This window comes from Mesorhizobium sp. B2-4-1 (assembly GCF_006442185.1).
Classification (GTDB): domain Bacteria; phylum Pseudomonadota; class Alphaproteobacteria; order Rhizobiales; family Rhizobiaceae; genus Mesorhizobium.
Window position 1 is genome coordinate 256,667 of record NZ_VFVN01000007.1, and the last position, 26,387, is coordinate 283,053.

At 59.0% G+C, this 26,387-nt stretch carries 18 protein-coding genes and 1 pseudogene; 14 read left to right on the forward strand and 5 right to left on the reverse strand.

Annotation, left to right across the window (positions count from 1 at the left end; genetic code table 11):
• Positions 1–221: 221 nt before the first annotated feature.
• The 3 genes from FJ949_RS19710 to cysT form a co-directional block, all read right to left on the reverse strand.
• Positions 222–1,370, reverse strand: a complete 1,149-nt coding sequence (locus FJ949_RS19710; RefSeq protein WP_140498423.1) for a sulfate/molybdate ABC transporter ATP-binding protein — start codon at positions 1,368–1,370, stop codon at positions 222–224.
• Between the two features lie 125 nt (positions 1,371–1,495).
• Positions 1,496–2,380 carry a sulfate ABC transporter permease subunit CysW gene (cysW, locus tag FJ949_RS19715; protein ID WP_140498424.1) on the reverse strand — a complete coding sequence of 295 codons (885 nt, stop codon included), beginning with the start codon at positions 2,378–2,380 and terminating at the stop codon, positions 1,496–1,498.
• Entirely contained in the window at positions 2,373–3,236 is an 864-nt protein-coding gene (gene cysT, locus FJ949_RS19720; RefSeq protein WP_140498425.1) for a sulfate ABC transporter permease subunit CysT, read from the reverse strand. Before cysT ends, cysW begins: the two co-directional genes overlap by 8 nt.
• 606 nt (positions 3,237–3,842) lie before the next feature.
• On the opposite strand from cysT, the gene FJ949_RS19725 reads away from it, so the two are divergent.
• The 3 genes from FJ949_RS19725 (at position 3,843) to FJ949_RS19735 (ending at position 7,430) form a co-directional block, all read left to right on the forward strand.
• On the forward strand, positions 3,843–4,517 hold the full coding sequence (locus FJ949_RS19725; RefSeq protein ID WP_140498426.1) for a hypothetical protein: 675 nt from the start codon (positions 3,843–3,845) through the stop codon (positions 4,515–4,517).
• 538 nt (positions 4,518–5,055) lie between these two features.
• On the forward strand, positions 5,056–6,405 hold the full coding sequence (locus FJ949_RS19730) for a UDP-glucose/GDP-mannose dehydrogenase family protein (RefSeq protein WP_140498546.1): 1,350 nt from the start codon (positions 5,056–5,058) through the stop codon (positions 6,403–6,405).
• A complete protein-coding gene (locus FJ949_RS19735) occupies positions 6,402–7,430 on the forward strand; it encodes an NAD-dependent epimerase/dehydratase family protein (protein ID WP_140498427.1) in 1,029 nt (342 codons plus the stop codon). Before FJ949_RS19730 ends, FJ949_RS19735 begins: the two co-directional genes overlap by 4 nt.
• A 57-nt stretch (positions 7,431–7,487) precedes the next feature.
• On the opposite strand, the gene FJ949_RS19740 is transcribed toward FJ949_RS19735, so the two are convergent.
• Entirely contained in the window at positions 7,488–8,387 is a 900-nt protein-coding gene (locus FJ949_RS19740) for a formyltransferase family protein (protein ID WP_140498428.1), read from the reverse strand.
• 433 nt (positions 8,388–8,820) lie between these two features.
• Between FJ949_RS19740 and FJ949_RS19745 the strand changes: the two genes are divergently transcribed.
• The 9 genes and pseudogenes from FJ949_RS19745 (at position 8,821) to FJ949_RS19785 (ending at position 21,315) form a co-directional block, all read left to right on the forward strand.
• Positions 8,821–9,804 (forward strand): sulfotransferase domain-containing protein, encoded by a 984-nt coding sequence (locus tag FJ949_RS19745; protein WP_140498429.1) that lies wholly within the window; start codon positions 8,821–8,823, stop codon positions 9,802–9,804.
• A 17-nt stretch (positions 9,805–9,821) separates the two neighbouring features.
• Positions 9,822–10,925, forward strand: coding sequence for a glycosyltransferase family 4 protein (locus FJ949_RS19750; RefSeq protein WP_140498430.1), 1,104 nt, complete (start codon positions 9,822–9,824; stop codon positions 10,923–10,925).
• A gap of 372 nt (positions 10,926–11,297) precedes the next feature.
• Positions 11,298–13,118 (forward strand): sugar transferase, encoded by a 1,821-nt coding sequence (locus tag FJ949_RS31085; RefSeq protein ID WP_140498431.1) that lies wholly within the window; start codon positions 11,298–11,300, stop codon positions 13,116–13,118.
• A 288-nt stretch (positions 13,119–13,406) separates the two neighbouring features.
• The gene (locus FJ949_RS19760) at positions 13,407–14,810 is read left to right on the forward strand and encodes a lipopolysaccharide biosynthesis protein (protein ID WP_224519136.1); all 1,404 of its coding nucleotides are present in this window, start codon (positions 13,407–13,409) and stop codon (positions 14,808–14,810) included.
• Positions 14,811–15,806, forward strand: a complete 996-nt coding sequence (gene cysD, locus FJ949_RS19765; protein ID WP_224619688.1) for a sulfate adenylyltransferase subunit CysD — start codon at positions 14,811–14,813, stop codon at positions 15,804–15,806. It abuts the gene before it with no gap.
• Positions 15,806–17,737 (forward strand): sulfate adenylyltransferase subunit CysN, encoded by a 1,932-nt coding sequence (gene cysN / locus FJ949_RS19770; RefSeq protein ID WP_140498433.1) that lies wholly within the window; start codon positions 15,806–15,808, stop codon positions 17,735–17,737. The genes cysD and cysN overlap by 1 nt, the downstream gene beginning before the upstream one ends.
• Before the next feature lie 6 nt (positions 17,738–17,743).
• A complete protein-coding gene (locus FJ949_RS19775) occupies positions 17,744–18,961 on the forward strand; it encodes a glycosyltransferase family 4 protein (protein ID WP_140498434.1) in 1,218 nt (405 codons plus the stop codon).
• A gap of 12 nt (positions 18,962–18,973) precedes the next feature.
• Positions 18,974–19,066: pseudogene (locus tag FJ949_RS30730) on the forward strand (sulfotransferase); the annotation flags it as partial.
• A 50-nt stretch (positions 19,067–19,116) separates the two neighbouring features.
• The gene (locus FJ949_RS19785; RefSeq protein WP_140498435.1) at positions 19,117–21,315 is read left to right on the forward strand and encodes an acyltransferase family protein; all 2,199 of its coding nucleotides are present in this window, start codon (positions 19,117–19,119) and stop codon (positions 21,313–21,315) included.
• Between the two features lie 98 nt (positions 21,316–21,413).
• On the opposite strand, the gene FJ949_RS19790 is transcribed toward FJ949_RS19785, so the two are convergent.
• A complete protein-coding gene (locus FJ949_RS19790; RefSeq protein WP_140498436.1) occupies positions 21,414–22,292 on the reverse strand; it encodes a sulfotransferase domain-containing protein in 879 nt (292 codons plus the stop codon).
• Between the two features lie 436 nt (positions 22,293–22,728).
• On the opposite strand from FJ949_RS19790, the gene FJ949_RS19795 reads away from it, so the two are divergent.
• The gene (locus FJ949_RS19795; RefSeq protein WP_140498437.1) at positions 22,729–24,885 is read left to right on the forward strand and encodes a nucleoside-diphosphate sugar epimerase/dehydratase; all 2,157 of its coding nucleotides are present in this window, start codon (positions 22,729–22,731) and stop codon (positions 24,883–24,885) included.
• A 20-nt stretch (positions 24,886–24,905) separates the two neighbouring features.
• The gene (locus FJ949_RS19800; protein WP_140498438.1) at positions 24,906–26,360 is read left to right on the forward strand and encodes a hypothetical protein; all 1,455 of its coding nucleotides are present in this window, start codon (positions 24,906–24,908) and stop codon (positions 26,358–26,360) included.
• The last annotated feature ends 27 nt before the right edge of the window (positions 26,361–26,387 follow it).

Genomic DNA, 26,387 nt, shown 5'->3' on the forward strand with positions numbered 1-26,387 from the left:
GAAGCTGCGCGATCCCCTTGACCCTGAGTAAGAGCAATGCGTGGCGGGCCGAACAATCTGGCGACAAGCTCACTCGTTTTGTTTGAAGCGCGGCACGCCGAAACGGATTCATGCGAGCCGCTTAGGTCTTGTTTTGCATGTCGCTAGATCGAACCGAGGTTGCTTGGGCAAACCAGCATTGGGCTGGCGGCTCGCAACCGCCTCACCTCCATACGGACAATTCAAATCAGCGGGCCTGCGTCAGCCATACGCCGCTTCCTGATATCTGGGGGAAGCGTCTTCTCGTTTTGGCGAGGGTTCTGTTCCGCCGGCGCGAATGAGCTGCCTGCCTGGTCGGAAAAAAACAGCTTCCAGCGGCCCGGGCGGAACGCTACCCGGCTCTTCTGGGCCGCGGGATGATCGACGGGCAGCTCGATCTCGACGCGCTGGCGTTCGCCGCCGATCTCGAGTTCCACCCGGCGGGTGCCGGCGACGCGGCGGCTGGCGACCACCGTGCCGGCGATGCAGCCAGAGCAGCCGCTCAGCAATTCGACGTCGTGCGGGCGGAAGTACAGCCTGGCATTGCCGCTGGCGGCGTCCGGCGCCGACAGCCCGATCGGGCGATCGGCGAGCCAGACCTCGCCATTCTCGACCTTGACGGGAAGCGAGCTCGATTCGCCGATGAAGCCATAGACGAAAGGCGAGTTCGGCCTGTCATAGATGTCATCGGCGGTGCCGACCTGCTCGATGCGGCCCTGGCTCATCACCACGACGCGGTCGGCAAGCTCCAGCGCCTCTTCCTGGTCGTGGGTGACGAAGACGGTGGTGTGGCCGGTGGCGTCATGGATGTCGCGCAGCCAGCGGCGCAGTTCCCGGCGCACCTGCGCATCGAGCGCGCCGAACGGCTCGTCGAGCAGAAGCACTTTGGGTTCGATCGCCATGGCGCGCGCCAGCGCGACGCGCTGGCGCTGGCCACCGGATAGCTGCGCCGGATAGCGCTTTTCCAGGCCCGAGAGCTGGACCAAGTCGAGCAGTTCGGAGGCGCGGCGGCGGATCTCCTGCGCCGGCGGCCGCGTCGAGCCCTGCCGGACCTTGAGGCCGAAGCCGATATTGTCCGAGACCGTCATGTGCCGGAACAGCGCGTAGTGCTGGAAGACGAAGCCGACATTGCGCTCCTGGATCGATTTGTGCGAGGCGTCCTCGTCGCCGAAGAAGATCTTGCCGCGCGTCGGCCGCTCCAGCCCGGCAATCAGCCGCAGCAGCGTCGTCTTGCCCGAGCCCGACGGCCCCAGCAACGCGATCAGCTCGCCCGACTTGATGTCGAGCGACACGTCATGGAGCGCGGGAAACCGCTCGAACTCCTTGCGCACATTGGCAACGCGAACTTCCATCAACAGTCCCTTTGTAGTGGCTGCATGCCGTTATCCCAAATCGGTTCCCGCTTTTGGGCGACATCAAATCCTTGGTCATGCATGTCGTTATCCCAAAACCGGTTTCCACTTTTGGGCGACATGCATCAATGTCCACGCGCCGCGGCGATCTCGGCGCCGTAACGCATCTCGAGCAGTGTCTTCAGGACCAGCGTCACCAGCGCCAGGCCGGCCAGCAGCGAGGCGACGGCAAAGGCGCCGACGGCGTTGTATTCATTGTAGAGGATCTCGACATGCAGCGGCATGGTGTTGGTCAGGCCGCGTATGTGGCCCGACACCACCGAGACCGCGCCGAACTCGCCCATGGCGCGCGCATTGCACAAGAGCACGCCGTAAAGCAGCCCCCATTTGACGTTGGGCAGCGTCACATACCAGAAGGCCTGCCAGCCATTGGCGCCGAGCGACAGCGCGGCCTCCTCGTCGCCATTGCCCTGTTCCTGCATCAGCGGGATCAGTTCGCGGGCCACGAAGGGGAAGGTGACGAAGATGGTGGCCAGCACAATGCCGGGCACGGCGAACAGGATGACGATGCCGTGCGCCTTCAGCCAGGCGCCGAGCAGCCCCTGGGCGCCGAACAGAAGCACATAGACCAGGCCCGAGATGACCGGCGAGACCGAGAACGGCAGGTCGATCAGCGTGGTCAGGAAGGCCTTGCCCTTGAACTCGAACTTGGCGATCGCCCAGGCGGCCGAGATGCCGAAGACGACATTGAGCGGCACCGAGATCGCCGCCACCAGCAGCGTCAGCCGGATCGCCGAGCGCGTGTCGGTATTGCCGAGCGCTTCGGTGTAGGCGCCGACGCCCTTGGCGAAGGCTTCGTTGAAGACGATGATCAGCGGCAACAGCAGGAAGATGCCGAGGAAGGCGAAGGTGATCGCCATCAGCACGGCCTGCGCCGGGCGGCTTTCGGTTACCGCCGCCGAGCGGCTGTCGTGATGCGGCTCGTAGGATTTGATCTCCGGATCAGCCATAGCGCTTGCGGCTCCATGTCTGCGCCAGGTTGACGATGAGCAGCATCAGGAACGACAGCGCCAGCATGATCGCGGCGATGGCGGTCGCCGCCGGGTAATTGTACTCCTCCAGCCGGATGACGATCAAAAGCGGCGCGATCTCGGACTTGTAGGGCAGGTTGCCGGCGATGAAGATGACCGAGCCGTATTCGCCGACGCCGCGCGCGAAGGCCAGCGCGAAACCGGTGACGATGGCCGGCGCCAGGCCGGGGAACAGCACGCGGGTGACGATCTGGAAGCGGCTGGCGCCCAGCGTGGCGGCGGCCTCCTCCACCTCCTTGTCGATCTCCTCCATGATCGGCTGCACGGTGCGCACGACGAAGGGCAGGCCGATGAAGACCAGCGCGATGACGATGCCGAGCGGGGTGTAGGCGACCTTGAGCCCAAGCGGCAGCAACAGTTTGCCGATCCAGCCATTGGGCGCGTAGAGCGTGGTCAGCGCGATGCCGGCCACCGCCGTCGGCAGCGCGAAGGGCAGGTCGACCATGGCATCGACGATGCGGCGGCCGGGAAAGCGGTAGCGCACCAGCACCCAGGCGACCAGCGTGCCGAACACGACATTGACGGCGGCCGCGACAAAGGCGGTGCCGAAGCTGATCTCCAGCGCGTTGATGGTGCGGCGGTCGGTGGCGATCGCCCAGAAATCGGTCCAGCCGAGCGCCGCAGAGCGCCAGATCAGCCCCGACAGCGGAATGAGGATGATGAGGGTAAGGTAGGCAAGCGAGAAGCCGAGCGTCAATCCGAAACCCGGAATGACGCTCGGCTGTCGAAATCGCCAACCCGCCCGAGCGGGTGCTGTGATGGCCACTGCTGTCATGGAGTTCCGGATCGCCCCACTCTTCAAGCCAGATTGCCCTTCGCTATGACTTCAAGAGCCTTGGGCGTGCAAGTTCGTTGAAAGATACGGCGCCTACTTCCATTCGCCCAAAGGCGTGTGGATTTTCTTCCTTCGCCGTCATTCGGGCTTTCTCCAGCTCTTCTGACTACTCCTTACTGCGCAGGTCTCCAGGTCTGGTTGGATGAGCACCATCACCGAAATGATAGGGTACGCGCATTCTTCAATCGTCGAAAAATTAAGCCAGAAGTTTGCATGTCGCGACCAGCGTTGGGTCCCGAGCATCCACCGCGCGCATACCGCCCGGCAGACGGCGTTCGGCGGATCGGACGGCAGAATTTGCAGACGTCGTCGTGTGGACCAGGCGACGCCGACAATGACGAAAGCGAAGCTATGGCAGCAAGTAGTAGCGAACACAATCGCGCGCGGATCAGCCGACAGTCGGAAGTGGGACCCTTGCTCAAAAGAATAGGTTGGCCACGCCACTAAGATATCTCACGCGTTCCCGTGATGGCCTTCTACGCAATACAAAACCAACGCATCATGGAGCGCATAAATCAGATTAGAAATCCGCCTGGGGAGGAGGATATGAAAAACATCTCAAATGACCTGATGGAAATTGCCGGCCGAATTCGCCCTGCGCGGGAAGCCTTCGCGGAGGCGGACAGGAGGAGGGTCGAATCCGCTTTGGAGGCAGGACGACTTCTTTGCCAGGCCAAGGACGACTGCCTGCACCAGCAATGGATGGCTTTCCTGAGATGGGCCGATATGGATGAACAAGAGGCTCGAAAGCTGATGCAGCTTGCCCGCGCGGGACTGACATCGTGCGTCGTTTCGGAAATCGGCGGCATCGATGCGGCACTGGCCTATCTTGTGGAGGCAAGATTGCCCGAGCCGGAAGAGTGCCTGACCGTGGGCCGCGTAGGCTGGCCGGAAAAGAACACGCCCTTCGCGATTATCAAACCCAATGCCGCGCATCCCGGCTATTACGATATCGCCATTGCCGACATGTGGGCCAATCCAGCAACGGTTTTCTCATCGAGAAAGCCGCTTCGGGGGGAAAGCATGAGGCAAGCCGACGGATCGTTCTTCAACAGCCTCTGGCATATTGTCGATCGTGAATTGGATGTCCCGCATTCGCAGCGCGAGTTCCAGATGATGCCGGCGGATCTGTTCTCGCGAGATGGTGCCTTCCTCTTCGCCAAGCCTGTCTCCGCGGCTGACAGTGCGACGGAAAGCGAGGCGCACAGCTACATTCTTTGAATGTTCGCCGGCAAATGCGACCGCGCGCAACCCGCAACAATTCCATTGCAAGGACCGGAAAAACGCCCTGCCGGCCTCGGCGTGCTCTGCCTAGCCTTGTTCGTCACGGCAGAACACTCCAGCGCGCAGTCTCACCCGGACGAAGATCTATCATGCTCAGGCGAGGCTGTTCGAGGGCAATTTCCTGACTCGGCTCCCGGACGGCAAGTTGAAGCGAGAACCGAACTACCTCTAAGAGCATGGCAAAAAGACCAAACGGCCGCCGACCGGAATTTTGACGGAAAATGAACTCAAGCAATCGACGCGCCAATGAAGCGCCGTCAGCCGGCTTGCAGCCGAGCGTGGCTGCGCGCCGGATCATCTCGTCTCGTCCATTTGCAATGGCCATCAGCACTTAGCGTTGTCAAACCGCGCCAGACGACCGTCCGGGCCCATACCAGGTCTCGGAAGTGGTAATGTCTTATCCGATTGCGCACTCCATTTTCTTGGCCGCTGCTGGCTTAATCGCGTCAGTTGTCATCATCAGAGTGGCGGTTACATGCGCATCGCGATTGTTGGTTCGGGTTACGTGGGTCTTGTATCGGGCGCTTGCCTGGCTGATTTCGGCCATCAAGTCGTCTGCGTCGATAAGGCGGAGGCCAAGATTGCCGATCTCCAGGCCGGAAGAATGCCGATCTATGAGCCAGGTCTCGACGACCTCGTCGACAAGAATTCCGCGAGCGGCCAGCTCACCTTCACCAGCACGCTTACAGCGGCAGTCGCCGATGCGAACGTGGTGTTCATTGCCGTCGGGACGCCTTCGAGGCGAGGCGACGGCCATGCCGATCTGTCCTATGTCTACGAAGCGGCCCGGGAAATCGCGGCCGCTGTTCACGGGTTCACCGTGGTGGCAATCAAATCCACGGTGCCGGTGGGCACGGGGGATGAGGTCGAACGGATCATCCGCCAATGCAATCCGCTGGCCGATGTGGCCGTCGTCTCCAACCCGGAATTCCTGCGCGAAGGAGCCGCGATCGACGACTTCAAACGACCAGACCGGATCGTTATCGGCCTCCCGTCGGACGAGCGTGGCCGGGAGGTGATGGCGGAGGTGTATCGGCCGCTCTATCTCAACCAGGCACCCATCCTGTTTACCGGCCGCCGCACGTCCGAGCTGATCAAATATGCGGCCAACGCCTTCCTGGCGCTCAAGATCACGTTCATCAACGAGATCGCGGATCTCTGCGAGAGCGTGGGCGCGAACGTGCGCGAGGTAGCGCGGGGCATCGGGCTCGACAATCGCATCGGCTCAAAGTTCCTGCACGCCGGCCCGGGCTATGGAGGATCCTGTTTTCCAAAAGACACGCTGGCCTTGGTCAAGACGGCGCAGGACAGCGGCGCGCCATTGCGCCTGATCGAAACGACGGTCGCCGTGAACGATCAGCGAAAACGCACCATGGCGCGCAAGATCGTATTTGCCTGCGGCGGAGATGTCCGCGCAAAGACAGTGGCCTTGCTGGGTCTTACCTTCAAACCCAACACCGATGACGTCCGTGAAGCGCCTTCCCTCTCGATCATCCAGGCCTTGATCGATTTTGGAGCAAATGTCCGAGTGTATGACCCCGAAGGCATGGAACAGGCGAAAATCGTGCTCGGCACAAGCGTAAGCTATGCCGAAGGCGCCTATGAATGCGCCGAGGGCGCCGACGCGCTGGTCATCGTGACCGAGTGGAATCAGTTCCGCGCCCTGGATTTTGAACGACTGTCCCGCACGATGTCGAAACGGGTGGTGGTCGACCTGCGCAACATTTACCGGCGGGAAGACATCTCCAAGCACGGCTTCGAGTACGTGAATATCGGTGAGGGAGCGGTCGGAGACAAGGCAGTTTTCGCCGCGGCCGCGGAATGAGGTATCTGGTCACCGGCACCGCAGGATTCATCGGTTTTCACCTGGCGCGCCGGCTGCTCGACGACGGTCATCGCGTCACCGGCTTCGACGGCATGACGCCATACTATGACATCGTCCTGAAGCAGTCCCGACACGCCCTGCTTGAAAGATACGACGCCTTTCGCGCCCATATCGGCCAACTGGAAGACCTGGATGCCCTTCGCCGCGCCGCGGACTACGCCCGGCCCGATGTGATCGTGCATCTGGCCGCGCAGGCCGGTGTCCGCTACTCAATCGACAATCCGCGAAGTTACACGGACAGCAATCTCGTCGGCTCGTTCAACGTCCTTGAGCTTGCGCGTGATCTCAAGCCCCGGCATTTGCTCCTTGCGTCCACGAGCTCGGCCTATGGAGCGAACGACAAGATGCCATTCGTCGAAACCGACAAGGCTGATTGGCCGTTAACCTTCTATGCGGCCACGAAGAAGGCGATGGAGGCGATGGCGCACTCCTATTCACATATCTTCGGAACGCCGACCACATGTTTCCGCTTCTTCACCGTATATGGCCCCTGGGGCCGGCCCGACATGGCGCTCTTCAAATTTGTCGACGCGATCGAGAACGGCCGTCCGATCGAAGTGTATGGCGAAGGCCTGATGAAGCGCGATTTCACTTATATCGATGATCTCGTCGAAGCCATCGTCCGACTCGTCGAATGCACGCCTGCGACAGGTCGCGCGGCGTCCGCTCCCGGCGTCGTCGACACGCTGTCACCCGTCGCGCCGTGGCGTGTCGTCAACATAGGCGGCGGCGAGCCTGTCGGGCTGCTGCCTTTCATCAAGACGATCGAGAACTGCCTGGGCAAACGCGCCATCCGCAAGATGTTGCCGATGCAGGCTGGCGACATGCGGGCAACCTATGCCGACCCCCGCCTGCTGGAGACCCTTACGGGCTTTCGCCCTTGCACCAGCGTCGAGGACGGGGTGACCGCCTTCGTACGCTGGTATCTGGAAGAACGGCCGTCGCGGCCGACAATCGCCGCCTGAAGCGCGCAGACCTGTGCTCCGTGCACGCGCCTAGGTCCTTGGCGCGACACAGGTTGGTCATGCCGAGGCCAGCTTGGCATGTATCCTGGGCCTTTCGCCATGCCAGGATGTCACCTCAATGGCGGCTCCGTCTCCACAAAGCACTGTAAAGCCGCTGTCGGTATGAGTTTGGACCTGGCCGGTCAGCCCGATATGGCGCCCAGGCGGGGCAAACATGCGCGCCTTGTCGATCACGATCTTGGCACCGGCAGTGAAAGTGAAGGCGCCCGGATAGGGATCGCCGATGGCGCGGACGAAACGAAGGACATTCTCGGCAGCATCGCTCCAGTCGATTATTCCGTCATCGGCCGTGCGCTTTGCGCAATAGCTGGCAAGGGATTCGTCCTGCGCGACGCCCACGGCCTTGTCACGACTTATCGCCGAAACGACAAGCGGCGTCATCTCGAACAGTGCCTGCTTGTGCTTGTCGTAAAGCGAGCGCGCGGTCTCGTCCGGTGCCACGGCAAAAAGCTTCTGGAGGACGATAGGGCCACTGTCGACACCCTCGTCGAGCCGGAAGAAAGTCGAGCCCGTCTCCTTTTCATTCGCAATGATCGTCCAGGGGATCACCGCCCTGCCCCGAAAACGCGGTAACGGCGCCGGGTGAAAGCCGATCGAGCCATATCGGGCGACCGAGCGAAATTCGCCGCGGCAGATTTGCGACCAGCCGACCACCATCGTCAAATCGGGCCGCTCGGCTTCGAGCCTGTCGATCGTGTCGGGCGCATTGATGTCCTTGGTCAGGTGGACCGCGGCCCCGGCCAGACGTGCCGGCCCCGCCAGATCGACGAAATCGGAATGGCGTTTGGAAGCTTCGCCCGCAAGGGTGACAAGCAGCGAAGGCGTCATGCCAGCTTCGACAAGGGCATCGAATGCGACCCGAGATCCCTCCACCGCACCGACAAAGGCTATGCGCATGAATTCAAGGCTCCAACTCACCGGCGTGAGCGATAGATGGACACAGATCTCTTCTATTGTCTGCTTCGTTTCTGCGCCCAAGTCCTCCTTTAGAGGTAAACGGCAGCCGGCGATGCATCCCTATGTGCAACTCGTCCGTTCAAAGAAAGCTGGGTATTTAGGGGTTGCGACAGCGGGATTGGAATACGCGATGGACAGCTTCGCCGGCTTGGCATTTCTGGATCGCAGCGCCACTACAGTCGGGAAGGGCGGATCTGATCTGCTACGCATGGCGATCCTGCTTTCTGGACGCCGACGCATTTGTGCTTTCGTCCCGCTACGAAGATTGCGCGGTACCACTCAAGGCCATGGCCGGCAGCCCGCCCATCGCGTCCTTCGACTGCGACGTCATACATGCTGCGCTACGATCCCCAAGGACTGAAGACCTGTCACCATGCTGACGACCACCCGTCTGACATTGCATAAGATCGACGCCCGGATCAGGATGACGTGGGCTGCGTCGGGCGCAGACGCGTTTCTTGTCTCCTATCCCGAATCCGGAGCAACCCAGCTTAGACATATCCTTTCGGAATACTTTCGTCGCCACGCCAACGGCGAAAATGTCCATCTTTCGCCAATGTTCGAGGTTCTTCCGGATTTCGATCTCGATCCGACGAGGGGCATCTCGGCTTTTCGTTACACAGATGAGCGCCATCGTGTGCCGCTCGTCCTGGTTTCGCACCTCACCTATAGACGCTCGCTTTTTCTCAACCGACCCATCATCTTCATGACTCGAGATCCGCGCGACGTAATCGTGTCAGCTTATTTCGATGCCACACGTCACAAACGCTGCTTCGAAGGCACCATGGACGCGTTCATTGCCGATCGCGAACAAGGCCTGCCGGCTCTGATAGTATATCTGAATGATTGGGGTAGAGGTCTAAAGCATCACGTAAGTGCAGTATTGGGCTATGGGGAACTGACGGAAGACCCTATGGGTGCCTGCACGCGTATCCTGAGATTTCTCGGCCACACACCGTCCGTGCGCGCGCTTCAGGATTCTATCGACGCCTCGCGTTTCGATGTAATGCGTGAGCATGAGATGGCGGGCGGCCTAGCGGCCCACGATGGCGAAAGCCAGCATGCGCGTCCCGGCAAGGTCGGCGGCTTTTCCGATCATCTTAGTGATGCGCAAGCCGAACTCATTGAGCAGACCTGCATCGACTGGCTAACTCCAGCCGCGATCGAACTGCTTGCCCGTGGCGGAACGCGGCTCGCATGCGGCTGGTATGAACTTCGCCGCCAATTCATGGATGAACACGGCCAAGGCGAGACGATCAAGAGAGATCTTCCTGTCGTCGAATCCCTTTCCACCAATCCATGCAGCAACTTGGCGGAGATCGCCGAGAAGTATGGAAATAATCCATCGACGTCCTGACGTTAAGAGGGGAGTAAATGCGACTTGCGATTGTGCAGGCGGGCCTGGGTGCAGGAGGGACGGAGCGCGTCGTCAGTCTGCTTGCCGCAGATCGATGCAGGCGCGGAGATGAAGTCCATCTATTTGCTTTCGTGGGAGAGCAAGACAAGAGCTATTTTGCCCTGCACCCGAAGGTCACCGTCCACAGACTTGTAGAGGATGGAGCTTCGCGGCTTTCGAAACTCGGATTTGTCCGCAGCTTGCGGCGCGTGGTCGTGTTGCGCGCGGAATTCAAGCAGCTTCAGCCCACTCTGATCGTTTCATTTCTAACAAAGATTAATATTCTTTGCCTGCTGGCGGCGAGAAATCTTGGCATCCGGGTTATTATCTCGGAAAGAAACAATCCCAAAGCGCAGAAAAAACACGCCGCTTGGCGGCTCGTTTCTGGCATTATACTCCGGCAGGCGGATCGGCTCGTCATGCAGACTGATGCGATTGTCAAGACGCTTCCGGATACGCTCAGAAAAAAAGCCCACGTTATCGGAAATCCTTGCGAGGTCATCGGAAATCCGTGCGAGGCGACCGATGCCTACAAAGACCATGGCAATGAGATGTTTCGCCTGGTCGCCGTCGGACGCCTGGTGGAACAGAAAGGCTTCGACACGCTGATAAAGGCGTTTGCTAAAGTCGCCAGCGAATTTCCGGCATGGGCGTTGACAATCTTCGGCGAGGGACCTGATCGGGTTCTTCTTCAACGTCAGATCGATGCGTTGGATTTGGAGGACAGGGTAAAGCTTGCCGGCATTACCGAGCGTCCGGGCGAATGGGCGCGCGACGCCTCCCTCTTTGTCCTGCCGTCACGCTACGAAGGCTTTCCCAACGTGCTGATCGAGGCGATGGCGGCAGGCCTGCCCGTCGTCGCAACGGACTGCGATTTCGGTCCATCCGAAATCATCGAACCAGGCGTTTCGGGTCTGCTGGTACCAGTCGACGATGTTGCCGAGTTGGCATCCGCGATGGCATGCCTGATGCGAAACAATGCTCTTCGCCACAAAATGGGTAGATCGGCCCGGAAAACGATCGATCGGTTCTCAATGCAGCAGATTGCGGAGAAATGGGACTCCGCTTTGACGAAATTCTGAAAATGAAGGCAATCGATCACGAACTCAGTTATTCAGGTGCGCGATCTACGAATGAAAAATATCCGATGCCGGACAAGAACACCTCGAGCGTTTTCAAATCTGGCGCACATATCCTGATGTTCATCCGGAGAATGATCTTTGATAGGCGCACTTTACAGCCAATGTAACTAAAAGCGGCGACCTGTCGCGCGTGGAAGGCAATGCCCGCACATCGTCCCTGATTGGGATCGGTCTCAAGACACAAGGCACATGTAGACTTCGAGATTGTGTCCCGTGGCGTGGCCTGGCTTTTGACCACTACGAAGCCTTGCGGTTGGCCAGAGGACGTATCAGCGAGCCGCGGCAGGCATGCCGATGAAAGGAGCATCGCTCATGAAACGCACGTTCGACCTGCTCGGTGCCGCCTGCCTTCTGCTGCTGATGTCGCCCTTCATCGCGGTGCTTTCAATAGCAGTCGCGCTGCTTCTTGGGCGGCCTGTTTTTTTCCGCCAGGAACGTCCCGGCCTGCACGGGAAACCATTCAAGATAATCAAGCTCAGAACGATGACCGATCGTCGGGATCGTCATGGCCGGCTGCTTCCCGATGCTGACAGGCTGACTGGCTTTGGCAGCTTTCTGCGCGCAAGCAGCCTTGATGAGCTGCCCGAATTGATCAATGTATTGCGGGGTGAGATGAGCCTCGTCGGGCCTCGTCCCCTCTTGATGGAGTATCTCCCCCGCTATAGCCCTGAGCAGGCGCGTCGTCACCAAGTCATTCCCGGCATCACAGGTTTGGCGCAGGTGAACGGCCGCAACGCACTTGATTGGGAGAACCGCTTCGTCCTGGACGTCTGGTATGTCGATCACCGGACCTTCGCACTTGACCTGAAAATTCTCTGCCTGACCTTTTACAAGATCTTCACCCGAGAGGGGATCAGCGCCGCGGGACACGCCACCATGCCCGAGTTCATGGGCTCGCAGGTTTTGCAGTCGGGCGGGCCGTTGAGGACGTCTGGATCGCGCCTGCCACGGTTGGCCGCAAGGGTTGCAGCCATCGGTATTCTGCTAGAACTTGGGACTGCCGCTTTCGTTTTTGTTGTCGATCCATATGGGATCAACCATCATCTGGAGATTCCTGATTTCAATGCCGAAAAGACACATCGCCTTTCGATCGGTACGACAGCCGAGCGCTCACTACGTCTATGGCTCACCGACTACGACACTTTGATCCTCGGCGGCTCGCGGGCGCGCGTCGGGCTTGATCCCGCCGGACCGAGCCTAGCTAGGCTGAAGGCCTACAATGCCGCGGTTCCGCATGCGAGCATGGTCGAACTCTATGACATTGGCATGTTCGCCCTGGCTCACGGCGCACCCCGCCGGATGATCGTCAATCTCGATTTCTCCATGTTTGAGGCGGACCGAACGGAAACCCAAGATTTTCCGGAGTCCGGCTTTGCCGGAGTTCCAATGCCTATCGTTTATGCGCGGTCCCTGTTCTCCCCCGAAAGCTTTATCGACGCTTTGCGGACGGTGCACGCCAACAGCATTGGATTTCGGGAGACCGACAAGGAAGACGGTTTTCACCAGATCATGTTGGCACATAATTACAGCTACAGACAGGTGTCCGACCAGAGGCTGAATCGGTTGATGGCGGAGTTTTCGTCTCCCGGCAGCTTCGATTATGACATCACCAGAATCGGCCTGTTGCATGACCTGCTGGATCGTCTCACCGCCGCTGGAGTAGACGTCACGCTCTTCATTTCGCCGATACATGCTCGTCAGATGGAAGCACTCAGGGCCATGGGGCTACTCCCGGTTTACGACCGCTGGCGTGTGGATCTGACGTATACCGTAAGTCAGGTCAACGCATCCAAGACAGCCACGTCTGAAGTGAAACTGTGGGATTTTAGCGGCTATAACTCCGTTACAATGGAAGACATTCCGGATCCGGGCGATCGTCATCAGACGATGCGGTGGTACTGGAGCTCTGCGCGTTACACTCCGGCCTTGGGAGAGTTGATGCTGGATCGCATGCTCGGCCAAGCCTATTCGGGCCCGTCGGATTTCGGCATATCTCTTACCGGATCCAACCTTAGATCAATCCTCGACCAACAGCGAAAGAGGCGCACCATATATGTCGTGCTTCATCCCGAGGAGATTAATAGGATATGGAGCCGTTTGCTTTTATTTAAATTTACAAAGCCAAATATCTAGGCAATTTTCTCTTTATTATTTCGGTATGTCTTATAGTTCTACTTTTTTGTTCCGCATATATTTAGCGATAAAACGGCCATGAAGCTGCTACCGCTAATGGGGTAGGCCATCGGTCGTAGCGGCGATCAGGTCCTAGCTTATTGGGGTTGCGACAGGACCAAACTTGGTCGTGGCGGCTTTCTGGTTTCTGCCGATGATGGATGCATCGGCAGAAACAATCCCGGAGAACGACCAAGGGACGCGTACTGCCGATCAAGAATGAGCGGGGCGACTTTGGCTACGGTTGCGATGATCGGAAGACTGGCTCGACGGGTGCTGCAAGCTGCCAGGCGCAAGAGTGCGGGCCGCACGCGCCTGGCCAATATCGCACACCTTCTGACCGGCAATTTTCTTGGCTCATTGCTGGCGCTTGTAGCCTTTACGCTTTCAGCACGAGCGCTTGGCGTGACGAACTATGGTGAGCTTGCATTGATCATCGCGTTCACAAGGGTCGTCGAGCGCGTTGTCAGCTTCCAGTCGTGGCAGCCAATTATCAAATACGCAGCCGGCATGAACGCATCCGAGGGCCACGAGAATTTGCGCGTCCTCATGAAGTTCGGCCTGCTTATCGATGTCGGCGCCGCTGTCAGCGCCTGGGTCGTCGCCATTGGCGCGGCCCTTCTCATTGCGCCGGTTTTCGGTTGGTCGACGCAAATTGTGCATCTTCTTGTTCTCTACTCCAGCGTTCTGCTATTTCAGATTTCCGGCGTCCCCGTGGCTGTCCAACGCATGGCCGGCAACTTTCGCCTCCTCGCCTATGGGCAGCTGCTCAACGCCGTTCTGCGCGTATTGCTGTGTCTGCTCGGCGTGCTGCTCAACGGCGATCTCGCTTACTTCACGGCGGTTTGGGCCGGAACGCAGATCCTCGGCTCCCTGGCGCTCCTGACGCTGACCATGCGCGCGCTACACAGGCAGGGTGTCCACAATGTCCTGGGCGCGCCTTTGGCCGGCATCACACGCCGCTTCCCTGGCATCTGGAATTTCGCGTGGTCGTCGAACATCTCCCTCACTTTGCGCGCGAGCGCGCAAGAACTCGATACGCTGCTGGTGGGATGGCTAGCCGACCCGGCCTCGGCTGGCTTGTACCAGATCGCCAAGCGTATAGGCCGCGTCGGCCAGCAAGTAGGCCCGCAGGTGCAAAACGTTCTCTATCCCGATGTCGCCCGCCTTTGGGCAAAAGGCAGCATCGAGGAATTCAAGCGGGTGATTTTTCAGACCGAAGCCATGCTGCTCTGCTTTGGCGTCATTTGCGTCCTGGTCGTGGCGGTGCTCATCCGGCCGCTGCTCGCCTGGACCGCGGGACCGGAGTTCATAGGCGCAGCCAGCCTCGTCATCGTGCAGATGGTGGCGGTCACGTTCGTGCTTTCGGGCTCAGCCGCCCGCTCGGCGCTGCTTGCCATGGGCCGGCAACGTGAGGTGTTGCGCATTGTTGTCGTTGCCACAGCCGCCTTCCACGTGACGGCCCTCCTGCTCATCCCGCGGATCGGCGCGATGGGGGGCAATATTGCCCATATCGTCCTGGGCATTCTGTGGGCCTTCGGCCTGGCGCTTTCGTTGCGACAGGCGCTCAAGACCGCCCATCATCCCGACCGGCAAACCCCGCCGGCGGACGCTCTCAACCAAGCAAGTCTTGCCCCTTCAAAGGCGATCTAGATGTCTCTTGCACCTCAAGCTCTTGCGCCTCAAGCCCAGGCACCTCAAGCCCTGGTCACTTTGCCTGCAGCGCAGCGGCGCTCGCCTTCCTCTCCTTCGTGGCTCACACATCTGCAACGACTCGAGGCTGAATCAATCCATATCATTCGCGAGGTCGTCGCCGAACTGCGCAACCCGGTGATGTTGTATTCGGTGGGCAAGGACTCGGCCGTAATGCTCCATCTCGCGATGAAGGCCTTCTATCCGTCGCAACTGCCGTTCCCCCTTCTCCACATCGACACGACGTGGAAATTCAAAGAAATGATCCGTTTCCGCGACGAGACTGTCGCGCGGCTTGGCCTGAAGCTGCTGGTGCGTCGCAACGAGGCCGGCCTGGCCGAAGGGATCACGCCATTTACACATGGCTCGTCGACCTACACGCAGATCATGAAGACGGAGGCGCTGAAATCGGCACTGACCTCGCTCGGCTTCGACGCCGCTTTCGGCGGCGCGCGGCGCGACGAGGAAAAGAGCCGCGCGAAAGAACGGGTGTTTTCGCTGCGCAGCGATAGCCATGGCTGGGATCCAAAGAACCAGCGCCCGGAACTATGGAACCTCTACAACGGCCGGCTGAAACCAGGGGAGTCCGTCCGGGTCTTTCCTCTCTCGAACTGGACCGAAACCGACATATGGCAGTACATCATGAGGGAGAACATCCCCATCGTCTCGCTGTATTTCGCGGCCAAACGCCCTGTGGTGGAGCGCGACGGACAGTTGATCATGGTGGACGACGATCGTCTGCCGCTCCGCCCAGGCGAATCCCCCGAAATGCGCTCGGTACGCTTCCGCACGCTTGGCTGCTATCCCCTCACCGCGGCCACTGAAAGCACTGCCGCGTCTGTTCCCGAAGTGCTCCAGGAAATGCTTGTCGTGAGGACCTCCGAGCGATCAGGTCGGCTGATCGACCATGACGAGGCAACCTCGATGGAAAAGAAAAAGCGCGAGGGGTACTTCTGATGCTGGGTTTTGCTCAAACCGCGGAACTCGAATCTTCTTCGATAGACGAGATCACTTCGCAATATCTTGCTGTCCACGAGAAGAAGAGCCTGCTGCGATTTTTGACATGCGGCAGCGTGGACGACGGCAAGTCGACGCTGATCGGCAGGCTGCTCTACGACACGAAGCTGCTGATGGAAGACCAGCTTGCCACACTTACCCGCGATTCCCAACGCCACGGCACAACCGGCGGCGATCTCGACTTCGCCCTTCTGGTCGACGGTCTGGCCAGCGAGCGCGAACAGGGCATTACGATCGACGTGGCCTATCGTTTCTTCGCCACGGAACGGCGCAAATTCATAGTCGCCGACACGCCCGGCCATGAGCAATACACCCGCAACATGGCTACTGGCGCATCCAATGCCGACCTGGCGATCATTCTTGTCGATGCGCGGCAGGGCATTCTGACCCAGACACGCCGACATTCCTTCATCGTTTCGCTGCTCGGAATCCGGCATGTCGTCCTTGCGGTCAACAAAATCGACCTGGTCGATTATTCGCAAACGGTATTCGACGAGATCGAGGCGACCTATCGAAGCTTCGCGGAACCGCTTGGCTTCGCGTCTCTGGATGCCATCCCGCTGTCGGCGCGTTATGGCGACAATGTTCTTTCGAAAGGCGAGAACCTGCCCTGGTATCGGGGCCCGACGCTCATCGAGCATCTGGAAACCGTCGAGGTGGAACGAGACCGCCGTAGCGCGCCTTTCCGGATGCCGGTGCAATGGGTCAATCGCCCGAACCTCGACTTTCGCGGGTTTGCCGGCACCATCGCCGCCGGCGTGATCCGGCCGGGAGACCGTGTGGTCGTGGCACGATCCGGCGTGACGAGCCTGGTCAAGCGCATCGTCACCCAGGACGGAGACCTGTCGGAGGCAGCGGCCGGCGAGGCTGTCACGCTGACGCTCGAAGACGAGATCGACGTTTCTCGCGGCGACGTCCTGGCGGGGGCGGCGGAGCGCCCGGAAGTGTCAGACCAGTTTGCGGCCCATCTGCTCTGGATGCACGAGGATCCATTGATCCCCGGCCGCCCGTATCTGATCAAGCTCGCCACCAGCGTGGTGGGTGCGAGCGTTACGCAGATAAAACACCGGGTTGACATCAATAATTTTGCAAAACTGGCAGCAAAAACCCTCGAGAAGAACGACGTCGGCTTCGTCAACTTGACGACACAGGCACCGCTCGCCTTCGACCCGTTCTCTAACGTGCACGAAACCGGCGCGTTCATCGTCATCGACCGGATCAACAACCACACGGTCGGTGCCGGAATGATCGACTTCAGTCTGCGCAGGGCGAACAACGTCCATTGGCAAGCACTGGATGTCGACATGAATGCGCGGGCGATCGCCAAAGGTCAAAAGCCCGTGGTGCTGTGGTTCACAGGCCTGTCGGGCTCCGGAAAGTCGACGATCGCGAATCTCGTGGAGAAGCGCCTCCATGCGATGGGGAGGCACACCTACCTTCTGGACGGCGACAATGTTCGCCATGGCTTGAATCGAGATCTCGGCTTTACCGACGCGGATCGCGTGGAGAACATTCGTCGCGTCGCCGAGGCCGCCAAGCTGATGGTCGACGCGGGGCTGATAGCGCTCACTTCATTCATTTCGCCATTCCAGGCGGAGCGGCGGATGGCGCGCGACCTCTTCGGCCCAGGGCAGTTTATCGAGATCTTCATCGACACACCACTGGAGGTCGCTGAAAGCCGCGACCCGAAGGGCCTTTATCGACGCGCCCGAAATGGGTTGATCCAGAATTTCACGGGCATCGGCAGTCCCTATGAGCGCCCGGAAGCGCCACAGATCACGGTTACGCCGGATCTGAGCGCCGAGGAGGCCGCGGAAGTGATCGTCAGCTACCTCGAACGAGGCAGCTACCTCGGAACCGCGACCGGGTAACAGGCGATGGTTGGAGGAGCTAGCCAAGGGCCGATACGGGTTTGCTTTCCATTTATCGGTGATGATGTCGGTGGAAGCCACATCTCGGCGCTCAAGCTCATCCAGAACCTCGATACATCGAAGGTCGTTCCGATTCTGGTGCTTCAGGAAACGGCCGGGCCTCTGGCGGCCTTTCTGCAAATGGAGGGCCAGCCCTTCACGGGTTTTCCGCTGCCGACGACTTCGCCTGGAAAGGGAATAATCCCCGGCGATGTCATGACCTATCTGACCAGTACGCTTCCGCGCATGCGGCGTTTCATCAAGGAGCAGAAGTTCGATATCGTTCACACCAATGACGGCAGGACGCATGTGAATTGGGGCATTGCGGCGAGACTGGCAGGTGCTCGGCTGGTTTGGCATCATCGCGGCGACCCCGACGCCAAGGGCGCTAACGTGCTTGCGCCGCTCATCGCGCATCGCATGGTGACGGTGTCGCGATTTTCGCGACCGCGGCATCCGATCAGATCCCTCAAGGGACGGCTCAGCGTCATCCATAGTCCCTTCGACCATCCGTCGACTGTGCCTGACAGGATCGCGGCCAAGGCCGCACTTCTGGACGAGCTAGGCCTTGCACCAGGAACACGCGTCCTGAGCTTCATCGGCGGGCTGATCGAACGAAAGCGGCCGCTCCTCTTCATCGATATCCTTGATCGTTTCGTGCGGGAGCATCCGCAAATCCCGGTCGTCGGCTGCGTGTTCGGGAATTCACCCGCGGGCTCGCAAGATCTTGAAGCGGCCGCCCGCGTGCGCTGCGCCGAGCGCGGGCTCGGCCAAACGGTGCGCTTCATGGGTTTTCGCAACCCGATCGAACCTTTCCTCGCGGCAACGGATGTTCTGGTGGTTCCCGCCATGGGAGAGCCCTTCGGCCGAACCCTTATCGAGGCGATGTTTCTTGGGACGCCGGTGGTTGCAACCGATCATGGCGGCAATCCGGAAGCTATCGAGAACGGGCGGACCGGATTTCTGGTCACACCGGAAGACGCCGGGGCCTTCATGGAGCCGCTATCGCGGTTGCTGTCCAATCCGCCGCTCTGGGCCCGGATCAGCGATGCAGCCCGCGACCACGCCTTCTTCTCCTACAGCACGCACCGCCATGTCGAAAATGTCATGAAGATCTATGACAGGGCGCTTTGCTCCCGCAAAGCCGGCTTGGCGACCGACCTAACCAGCGAAATCGGCGGTTAAAGGATTTTCGCAATGCGGGTAGAGCACATCGATTTCCTTGTCATCGGAGCCGCAAAAAGCACAACGACCTGGCTGCAGCAGCAGCTTCAGGCCGATCCGAGCGTCAGCACGCCGGCATCCTGATAGACGCATCCAAGGGAAGGGCCTCCTTTGACATGAGTGAGTTTCACGAAAAGTCAGCTGCGCCATTGACATATGGTTCCCCCGGCATTGATCGAGGTCTGCCGTACGAAGCCCATCATCCTGCTCGCAATGCGAACCAAGACACGGGAGCTGCCCAGAGTGGGATCGTGGCCACGACCCCGGCCGGTCAAGTTGGATATCGCCGCGAAATTGACGGCCTGAGGGCGATCGCAGTCGTTCTGGTGATCCTCTACCATTCAGGGCTTCGCGTCGCGGGCCTTGACCCCTTTGCGGGCGGTTTTATTGGCGTTGATGTCTTTTTTGTTATTAGCGGCTATCTGATTGGCTCGATTGTACAGCGGGAAGTCATGGATGGGACTTTCTCGTTCGCCAATTTTTACGAGCGTCGCGCGAGACGGATCCTACCTGCGCTGTATACCGTCTTAGCAGTAACGATCCCCTTCGCTTGGCTATATATGCTGCCGAGTGCCTTTAGAGACTATTCTGCGAGCCTTTTGGCAACCGTGTTTTCAGCCTCCAATCTATATTTCTGGCATGTTGCGAGCTATGACGCAGCCGACAATCTTTTTCGTCCATTAATTCACACCTGGAGCTTGGGAGTCGAAGAACAGTTCTACGTGATCTTCCCTTGCTTTCTTCTACTGGTGTGGAAATTTTCTCGGAAATTTTTAACAGCCATCCTGTGCATTGGGCTCGTCGTTTCGTTCATTCTTGCGGAGTGGATGACGCGGCATTTCCCGGACGCATCTTTTTTTCTACTGCCAACCCGAATCTGGGAACTAGGGTTGGGGGTGTTTCTGGCAAGACGTGAATTGACTGGCGGCCGGCTTGTGTCGATGCGCTCTTCGCGAGTCGCGCCTGCGGTCGGTTTGGCGCTTCTGATCTGCTCGGTGCCGCTGATGCGGCCGCAGTGGCACCACCCGGGACTTGTGACGCTGATCCCGGTTGCAGGAACGGCATTGCTTATCTGGTATACAGGGCACGGCGATCCCATTACACGAGCGCTTTCCTCCCAACCGTTTGTATTTGTCGGCCTGATATCATATTCCCTTTATCTTTGGCATCAGCCGATATTTGCTTTCGGCAGAATGAGCGCAACCGATTCTGTCGGTGGTGTGATGGTACTTTGTTGGATTTTGATGTCAGTTATACTTGCCATTGCGACTTACCGCTTCGTCGAGATTCCGACCCGTAGCAGAAAGCGAACCAGCAGGCACGTTATATGGCTGATTGCCTCACTAGGGGCCGTACTACTCAGCGGGGGCGGATACTACTGGTATGTCCAAAATGGCCTGCCAAGTCGTTTTGCAGACGGCCTGGCCCCGATTGCCGCTGCATCCGATATTCGCGAGGCTCAGATCTTTCAGAACGGGAAGAGCTGTCTCAACTTTGCGCCTGAACAGGGTCCTTGTACCTTTCATGGCTCGAATCCCGAGGGCTATGCTCTTGTTAGTTTGGGTGACTCTCACGCTCGCACTCTGCTTGGTCCGATGCGAGACAGCCTCGATGACTACCGAGATATCGCCTCGTTCACACCGCTCAATCGAGGCGGCTGCGTATTTCTTCTCGGTCTGCAAAGGGTCGACGTGGACCAACCGGGTTGTCCAGGCGACTACAATGACAAGAGGCTCGACTACATAGGCAGGCTGAAGCGACCGATAGCCGTGCTCTTGTGGCGTCTCCCCATTCTCGTGGAGCAGAGCCGTTACAACAATGGCGAGGGGGGAATCGAGCCGGGCGACGATCACCCGCATTTGGCCAAGCTGGGTGAAACCGGGCCCGCCGATCCGGCTGCAGTCGCCACGGCCATTTCCCGCACCATAAACACACTTCTGGAGCGCGGGGTGAAAGTTGTCTTAGTCTATCCTGTCCCGGAGATGGGTTGGAACGTCCCGCAGGTGCTTCTCATGCGGGCCAGACGCCAGAACGATCCTGCAGCTTATATGCAGGCGGACCCGATTTCGGTTTCCTACGGGGATTTCCGCCGGCGAACGCAACGGACATACGCATTATACGATAATGTCGGATCCGATCCAAATCTCGTGCGTGTGTATCCGGAGAAGGCCTTCTGCGATCAACAGCGCTGTTTCGCCAATCGAGGCTCTCAGATTTTTTATCGGGACGATAACCATCTCAGCGAGACCGGCGCGTCCAAGCTCAACGTTTTGATCATGGACGCCATCAAAGCACGGTGGGGAAATGACCGATGACAGGCGAAGGAAGAGCCGTGGACTTTTTCGACCGGGAAGTCTTATGCGACGTCCCAGCACAGAAGCGACAAGGCTGCGCCTTGCAGTAGAGCTCGACGCTATGCCTTGCGGTGGTATATTTCGAAATACGGGTCCAAAGAGCTGGCAATTCTCTCATCCATGTAAGCGATCTCGTCTCTGTTGAAATAGTCGACATAACCGCCAATTTTGCCCCGGCGCACCTTAAAACTGTCGGGATTCGACTGGTCCGTCGGGCGCATTCTTTCGTGACCGAAAGCGTCTGCCATTTCGATCTTTCGCAAATTCTCGAAAGAGCCAAAGGTTGTCGCCTCATCGAGGATCATCTCCGGCACGCCCTGAATGCCCAGAAAATCTAGCGCCGTGCGAAGCGCCGATTTTGGAGCTTGGCGCATATGTTCGTAGGACAGCATTTGAAATGCCTTCACCTTATCGCGGTTGTGCGCCCAAGCGTTGTAGAACGCTATGATGGAATCAATGCTGCCGACATCCTGGGCAAGAAACTCACTGATCGTTCCGTCAAACACCTTCATTCGGTGCGTTGCGTCGAAATAATATGAAACAAGCACGTCTCTCGGATCCCGAACCAGAAATAGGATCTTTTTTCCTGAATATTTTGACTTATCGGCCTGGATTTCGCTGGGACGCTTAAGGTTTGGGCTGTCGTCGTGAGAAAAGCCAATGCAGGGGATGTTCGACGAGATCTTCCAGAAATGCTGGATTTCCATCGGATTCTGCAGGTTAAGGCCGTAGTGTTTGTCGATGACGCGGCCAACCATGGTGCGCAGCCACGTTCTACCGCATTTCGGGTATGAAAGCACAAAGGAGTCACGCGACCAAAAGATCATCTGGCGGCGCAACGCTCCCAGGGGACCCGAGTAGCGTATTTTCTTTGGAACGACGGCTTCGCCAAGGAAAAAGGTAGCGTCGCGAAGATTGTTCTTCAACTGTCCGAGCATAGAAAGCTTCCTCTGCTAGCGTGAGTTTGGCGCATTGGCGGCGTCAACAATGAAGTGCCCGAAGAACGGGACCGCCGGACCGAAACTCAAGCGACCATTTTAATCTCCGCCATTGTAAGCCATTGCGTCGGTGCAGCGAGACCTAGCTAGCTGGCTGGCCCGGACTGATGGGAGTACCTCTTTGGATTAACGCGGCAAAGTCCGCTTGCAGTTCCGATAGCCCCACATGCACAAAAGCATGTGTTGCTTAGAAAGCGGGTAAAGCGCCCCATAGCAGCGATAAGATCGTAGCCTCGAATCCGAACGATTGCAGGCCAACCTGTTCTTGATTGAGCAAGGGACTGGCAGGCACGGATTTGTGCCTGCGAGTTCAAACAGCCGCATCTCTTGACGCGCTCTCTTGGGGCGCAGCGGGTAAGCTTTGTCGAGGTCTAGAATGAGCCAGTCAGATCAGCCGTTTGAGGCAATCAGTCCACTGGGAGGCCAATCCCTTTTGCTGGCCACTGCGATCGCTCTCGGCCGTCTCGTCAGCAAACCGCGGACGATTGTTCATGTGCTGTCTTACTTGCGCCGGCGGGTGACCGGGCGCGCCAAGGCCGTTGGTAAGAACCTTCATCTCTACATCATCGATCTGGCCCTGGCGCTGGCGGCACTGTCGTTTGCTTCATTCATGCGATTGGGCCTTGATGGAGAATTCACCGGTCCGGAAAGCCACGCTTCGTTGCTCTTCGCACTCCCTTGCTTCCTGCTTACATGCGCCGTGGTCTTCCCGGTGACTTGCCTCTACACCCGCAACTGGCGATATGCTTCTGTCGGCGACATGCTCGGTATCGTTCGCGCGGCATTCGTCACATCGCTGGCCTTCGTGTTCCTGATGTTTGTGGCTACACGGCTCGATTCGATCCCGCGCTCGGTGATAGTGATCCAGTTTCTGTTGCTCGTGCCGCTGCTTATTTCAGTTCGCATCCGCTCCAAGCTCGTTGAGCTAAGCCGCTTTGGTCCGACTGCGAACAGAGCGAGAAACGGACGCGACGTGGTCCCTGTGCTGCTGATCGGTGCAGGCGATGCGGCCGATCTTTATATTCGCGCGCTGCAGCGGGATCCGAATGCACGCCATTGGCCGGTCGGCGTGCTCGATAATGGCGCAACGACAGAGGGCTATTTCCTGCGTGGCGTGCCGGTTCTGGGCAGCATCGAAGACTTCGACATGGTCATCGGCGATCTGGAAGGTCGCGGCATCAAGCCCCGCCACGTGATTTTCACCGAAAGGGTGCCTGGCCTCGTCGACCCGATGCTTGAAGCGCTGATCGACCGGGCCGACCGTCTGGGCATCGCTGTCTCTCGCCCCGCCCCGGTCCTGGAACTGCGCAATCCTAAATATCAGAGTCGCTTCGACTTGCGCCCCATCGAACTTACCGACCTTCTGGAGAGGCCGCAGGCGGTTCTTGATAAAGATGCGTTGTCCCGAATGATCGAAAACAGGCGCATCGTCGTCACCGGCGCCGGAGGCTCGATCGGCGGAGAGCTCACGCAGCAGATTGCCGCGCTCGGCCCCACCGAAGTGGTCCTGATCGATAACAGCGAGTACAATCTGTACGCCATCGATCTGGAATTGGCGGAGAAATTCCCGAATGTGCGCCGGAAGCCATATATCTGCGACGTACGCGACCCTGTTCGCCTGGGCGAGATTTTCCGACGCCATCGCGTCGACCTGGTCTTCCACGCGGCGGCGCTCAAACATGTGCCCATGGTCGAATTGAATCCCTGTGAGGGCATTCTTACCAACGTCATCGGTACTATGAACGTGGCAGAAGCGACCCGCCTTTGCGGCGCCAAGGCAATGGTCCAGATATCCACCGACAAGGTTGTGAACACGACCAGTGTCATGGGCGCTACCAAGCGCCTAGCGGAACTCTACTGCCAGTCCCTGGACCTCGCCTTTACCGCCGGCGATACCCCCGTCCGCTTCATGACCGTTCGTTTCGGCAATGTTCTGGGTTCGAGCGGGTCGCTGATCCCGCTATTCAAGCGCCAACTCGCCCACGGCGGTCCACTGACCGTGACCGACATGGAGATGAAGCGCTTCTTCATGACAATACGCGAGGCGGTTGAACTGACCTTGCAGGCATCGGCCCATGGTCTGGAGAAAAAACTCGGACAGGGCGAAATCTTCGTTCTCGACATGGGTGCGCCAATCAAGATCATCGACATGGCGCGCCGCATGATCAAGCTCGCGGGATTTCGGCCGGATGAGGACATCAAGATCAAGATTGTCGGCTGCCGGCCGGGGGAAAAGCTGTTCGAGGAACTCTTCGACGAAAGCGAAAGACGTGTCGACGTTCCGATTTCCGGAGTCTTGGGCGCCGTGCCCAACGCGATGCCGCTTGACACGCTTCGCAAGGGATTTTCGCAATTGCGTCGCTTGGCGAGGGCCGGCGACACTGAGGGAGTGTTAAATCTTGTTGCGGATATGCTTCCCAGTTACCGCAGAGACGAAGCCAAGCCTGCGGCGGCGGTGACGGCGCCCTTCGTGCCTCATGTGATCCTCGGTTCAGCCAAGGCAAGCACGCGTCCACACGAGGCGGCCGCTTGAGGCCCAGCGGGAGCGCTGCCGTGCTAAGGCATATTGCCTCGGCTCTGTTTGTCGCGCTGTCGTGCGGCACTGCACTGGCCGGGGCGCCTCAATCTCAGCCGACAGTGGCCGAGGCACGGGAGGCGATCGAGGCTGCCGGGGCCTATTTCCGCGATCATCTCGGTGTAGCGGGAACTTATGTATGGAAATATTCCCTCGACGGCCAAAAGAGGGTGGGCGAAGGCGGTACCGTGCCCGCGAGCGTTGGCTGGGTGCAGCCGCCTGGTACGCCGGCTGTCGGCGCTGCGTTCCTGCGCATTTTCGAGGTTACCGGCGACAAGCAATGGCTTCAGTCTGCCCAGGTCGTGGCAACCGCTCTGGTCAAGACTCAGCTGGAGTCCGGCGGATGGTTTTACAAGATCGAGACCGACCCGCAAAAGGCGGCGACATGGTGCTACCGCGCACTGAAGGTAGGCGGGAATATCTGTCGCGATATCAAGGACAATCCGCAACGCAACGAGACTGTCCTCGATGACAACAACACACAGAGCGTGCTGAATTTTCTGATGTGGTTCGACCTGGCGAGCGGCGGTTCGGATCCGGACGTCCGTTCCTGCATCGACAGGGCGCTTCATCGATTGATGCGGGTGCAATACCCGAATGGGGCCTTCCCGGTCTTCTTCAAGGGAGCCGCGCCTGGGGCGGATGTAAAGGCTGCGGCCAAGGCGAGTATTCCGGCCAGTTGGTCTCACGAGTGGCAGAAGCCTGATCGTCCGCCCTATTTCATCGTCAATGACAATCTTCCCCGCGATATGGGTCGTCTCTTTCTCAACGCCTACCGCACATATCACGATCCCGCATATCTCAAGACGGCGGAGAAGGTCGGTGATTTTCTCCTTGCAGCCCAGTTGCCCGCGCCACAACAGGGCTGGGCTCAGGGTTACGATCGTTCCATGCAGCCGGTTTGGGGACGCAGGTTTGAGCCGCCAGCGGTCGTCTCGCGCGAAACCGCCGGCAATATCGATTACCTGATCGAGTTGAACGAGCAAAACAGGGATGCGCGGTTGCTGCACGCGGCGACGACTGCAGCCACCTGGCTACAGGCGGCGCGCCTGTCCGACGGCAGTTGGGCACGTTTCTACGAACTCAACACCAACCGGCCGCTTTACATCGATGAGGGCGGCCAAGTGACGTTCGACGACATGGACCTCCTGAAACACTACGGCATGAAAACCGGTGCAGAGATCGAGCCGGTGTTCGCTCGGCTCGAGAGTGCAACGCGGGGGCAGAGAGTTTCACGTCAACGACTGTGGATCAGTGCCGCGGATGAGTTGAGTACTGGCGAACTGAATTCAAAGGTGCGTCAGCTCGTCGACAGTCAGGATACCCAGGGACGCTGGGTTGAGGGCCGGTTTATCGAGGGAGAAGACTTCGTCGAGGGCGTGTTCGCCCTCGCTCGTTTCATCTCCGCGCAAGCATCAGAGCCGGCGAAATAGCTTCTATATATCGCTCGCTCTTGCCAT